This is a genomic window from Mesorhizobium sp. M1A.F.Ca.IN.022.07.1.1 (assembly GCF_003997575.1).
In the GTDB taxonomy this organism is placed as follows: domain Bacteria; phylum Pseudomonadota; class Alphaproteobacteria; order Rhizobiales; family Rhizobiaceae; genus Mesorhizobium.
Genome location: NZ_RZST01000440.1, coordinates 1 through 4,096, shown reverse-complemented (window position 1 = coordinate 4,096; position 4,096 = coordinate 1). Strand labels below are relative to the sequence as shown.

The following is a 4,096-nucleotide window of genomic DNA, read 5'->3' as shown; positions in this document are numbered from 1 at the left end:
TGCCAAGGCCGCTGAGCGTGAGGCCGCAAAGGATGCGCAGATTGCCGAGCTGGTGGAGCGCCAGGCCGCAATGGAAGCCATGATCGAGGAACTGACGAAGCCGAAGGGCAAGGGCAAGGAAGCTGCCTGATGTCCATCCTCGACGTGGTCAAAGGCGCCGCGACAGTGCTCGGCATGGACGTGCCGAGCCTGCTCTATGGCGCAACCAGTCGAGAAATGGTCGAGATGCAGGAACTCGCCAACGTCATGGCGTCCGAAATCGCGGACGCTCACGACTGGCAGAAGCTGCTGATTCAGCAGACATTCACCGGCGATGGCGTATCGGATGCATTTGACATGCCGTCGGACTTCCGCCGGATGCAGAAAACGTCGTCGCTCTGGTCGTCGCGCTGGCAATGGGCAACCGAACATCTGACGAGCCCCGATCACTGGCTTGAACTGCAGGTGACGCCGGTCGCCACTGTGAACGGCTACTGGATCATCTACGGCGACCAGTTTCACCAGTGGCCGGTGATGGCGAGCACCGAAACCGTCAAATTCTTCTACGTGTCGAACGAGCTAGTCGTCGCCAGCGATGCGTCGAAAAAAACCATGTTCACCGAAGACGCGGACAGCTTCAGGCTTTCCGAGGAATTGCTGAAAAAGGCGATCATCTATCGCTGGAAGCAGAACAAGGGGCAGGCCTACGAACAGGACTTCGACGATTACCAGGACACGCTTTTGCGCCGGATCGACACCGACAGCGGGTCGAAGCCTGTCGTTTCGGGCCAGCCGCCTGTCAGTTGGCGCGGCCGGCGTGTCGTCTGGCCGGGCACGGTCACAGGTGCGGCGTGAGGTACGAACGTTTCCCCGGCCGCCGGAAAGCTGTTCCGGCTCCCGCGCGCGGCATCGCGCAGCCGTATACCTTCGGCGCGCCAGTGGCCGGATGGGTGACCAACCAGAGCCTGGTCAAGTCAAAGCCCTTCTCCGCGCAGACGCTGGAAAACTGGCTCCCGACTTCGAGCGGCATTGTCATGCGTGGCGGATCGGTGAAGCGCGCTACGATCGGCAGCGACCCGGTCGAAAGCTTCATCACCTACAATGCGGGCGGGACAAAGAAGATCTGGGCCTGTGACGAAACGACAATTCGTGACGTGACCGCGCCGGCCGACGCCGACACTCCGCCGGCCGCATCCGTCACCGGCCAGACCTCGGGCTATTACTCCTACGTGAATTTCACGACCTCGGGCGGCTCGTTCGTGGTCGCCGTCAACGGCACCGACTTCCTCCAGCTTTACAGCACGACCTTCGACTGGACGGCGGTCAACAGTCTCGCCACCTATCGATTGAACTTCGATGCGCAGACGGTGAATTTCACCAGCGGCGGGACCGTGACGGGCGGCACCAGCGGCGCGGTCGCGACCATCGTCAAGAACGTCGACAACGGCGCGACCGGCTCGCTGATGATCCAGTCGATCACCGGCAACTTCGTTGACAACGAAATCATCACGGGCGGCGCTGGCGGCTCGGCCACGGCAAACATTCCTGGCGGCGTGGTGCAGGTATCGGCCGCCATTACCGGGGTCGCCACCTCGGCCCTGTCCCACGTCTGGCTCTATCGAAACCGCCTGTTCTTCATTCAGGGCGGCACGATGAAGGCCAGCTATCTCCCGGTCGATTCTGTGACTGGCGCGCTCGGCACCATCAACCTGTCCGGCGTTTTCCAGCGCGGCGGCTCGCTTCTCTTCGGCGCAACCTGGTCGCTCGATGCCGGTGACGGCATTGATGACAAATGCGTGTTCGTCACGACGGAGGGCGAGGCCGCGATTTACGAGGGCAGCAATCCGGCCGGCTCGACCGCTGCCGAGTGGAACCTGGTCGGCCGCTACGACCTGACCGCGCCTATGGGCAAGCGCGCCACCATGCGCGCTGGTGGCGATCTGATCGTTGCGACCAAGGAAGGCATGGTTCCGATTTCGGCCGCGATCAACAAGGATGCCGCCGCGCTTTCGCTGGCCGCCATCTCGCGCAACATCGAGCCGGACTGGAAGCGCGAAGCCCTGCGGCGCATTTCCCTGCCGTGGGAAGTGATCAAGTGGCCGGATATGAATTACGCCATCGTCTCGCTTCCGATCGCGGCCGAAGGACAAGAGGCCTGGACATTCGTCGTCAACCTCGAAACCGGCGCCTGGTGTAAGTTCGTCGGATGGGCGACGCGCTGCATCGAACTGCACGACAATCGCCTGTTCTACGGCACCAATGACGGCACGGTTTTCGAAGGCGAAATCGCCGGCAACGACGATAGCCAGCCGATCTATTACACTTATGTCGGCAGCCCGGATCACATGAAGACGCTTGGCCGTCTAAAGACCGTGCACCAGGCGCGCGCCACCTTTCTGAGCTCGACGCCGTTCAATCCGAAAATCTCTTTTTCGGTCAACTACACGGTCACGCTGCCAACAGCGCCGGACGCTGCAGACGGTGGCACGGCGGACCTGTGGGATTCGGGTGAATGGGACGTAGCGCTATGGGACCAGGCCGCGCCTGAAGCGACGGTGAGCGGCGGCCAGTGGATTTCGATCGGCAAGACCGGCTACGTGATGCAGCCGCAGTTGCAGGTCACCGGCTTTCTGAACCGGCGCCCGGATGTCGAGTTCGTGCAACTCGACGTGACCTTTGAGAATGGCGGGGTGGTCGTATGAGCTACGACATCGCCATCGAGAGCTTCAACGAAGTCTGGCCAGAACTCGAACCGCTTTGCCGGCGTCACTATGGCGAGATGCAGGCGCGCATGGCCGCCGAGGGGATGCAGATCGGCGACTTCAAGCCGCGCCTGAACGTCTACGGCTCGGCCGGGCATCTGCTGTGCTTCGTGGTCAGGGTCGGAGGCGAGGCCGTGGGTTACGCCTTCATCTGGCTTACCCAGGACATGCACAACAGCGAACCGATCGCGATGGAGGACACCATCTACATGCGGCCGGATCACCGGAACGGCATCGGTCGCCGTTTCACAAAGCACATCCTTGCCGAACTCAAAGCGCGCGGCTGCGTCAGAGCGCACGTGACCATCGCCACCGATCTACGCGTTGCCAAGATGTGCGAGCGCGTGGGCTTCAAGCGGTCGGCAATCGCAATGACGTATTTCCTTCAGGAGGCCTGACCATGTGCGCGCCCGACCCGCCAGCCCCGCCGGATCCAAAAGAAACCTCTGCCGCGTCGACCGCCACAAACGTCGGCACGGCCATCGCGAACGCGAACCTTGGCAACGTCAACCAGGTCACGCCCGATGGCAACCTGACCTACAGCCAGACCGGCACCTACAAGTGGAACGACCCTTACACGGGCAAGTCCTACGACATCCCGACCTATACGGCGACGCAGACCCTGTCGCAGACCGGCCAGGCGATCAAGGACCAAACCGACCAGGCACAGCTCAATCTCGGCAAGCTTGCCAACAGCCAGTCGGCTTTCCTGAACGACTTCCTGTCGAAGCCGGTCGACTTGTCGAACGATGCGACAGAGGCCCGGTTGATGGACCTCGGCATGAAGCGGTTGCAGCCGGCGCTGGATGCTCGCCGCGCATCGAACGAGGCCGACCTGATCAACCGCGGCATTCGTCCCGGTTCGGACGCTTACGCGCAAGCGCAGAACCTCGAAAACCAGGGCGAAAACGACGCCTACAACCAGCTCCTGCTGAGCGGTCGCGGGCAGGCGGTGCAGGAAGCGCTCGCGCAGAACTCGGCACCGATCAACAATTTGACGGCGCTGCTGTCCGGTTCGCAGGTGAGCCAGCCGAATTTCGTCAACGCCAACATGCCGACGATCCCGACGACCGACGTGGCTGGCCTGATCAACACCAACTACAACCAGAAGCTCCAAAACTGGCAGCAGCAAGCGCAGAGCAGCAGCGACCTTTTCGGCGGCCTGTTCGGTCTTGGCGCCAACGTGATCAAGTATTCCGACCGCCGCGTGAAGACGAACGTTCGCCGTGTCGGCGAATTCGCCAATGGCCTCGCAAAGTATGCCTTCGAATACGTGTGGGGCGGTGGCGAGCAGATCGGCGTCATGGCCGACGAGGTGCGTGCGTTCCGGCCGCACGCGGTCATCAATGTCGGCG

Annotated in this window: 4 protein-coding genes; all 4 read left to right on the top strand. The window is 62.2% G+C overall.

Annotated elements, in window-relative coordinates; genetic code table 11:
• Positions 1-129: 129 nt before the first annotated feature.
• Positions 130-834, top strand: coding sequence for a hypothetical protein (locus tag EOA75_RS29885; RefSeq protein ID WP_127325836.1), 705 nt, complete (start codon positions 130-132; stop codon positions 832-834).
• Between the two features lie 95 nt (positions 835-929).
• Positions 930-2,681 carry a hypothetical protein gene (locus EOA75_RS29880; RefSeq protein ID WP_164747661.1) on the top strand — a complete coding sequence of 584 codons (1,752 nt, stop codon included), beginning with the start codon at positions 930-932 and terminating at the stop codon, positions 2,679-2,681.
• Positions 2,678-3,139 (top strand): GNAT family N-acetyltransferase, encoded by a 462-nt coding sequence (locus EOA75_RS29875; protein WP_127325834.1) that lies wholly within the window; start codon positions 2,678-2,680, stop codon positions 3,137-3,139. The genes EOA75_RS29880 and EOA75_RS29875 overlap by 4 nt, the downstream gene beginning before the upstream one ends.
• 2 nt (positions 3,140-3,141) lie before the next feature.
• Positions 3,142-4,096: tail fiber domain-containing protein (locus tag EOA75_RS29870; RefSeq protein WP_164747660.1), on the top strand; the 955-nt coding region annotated here is incomplete at its 3' end.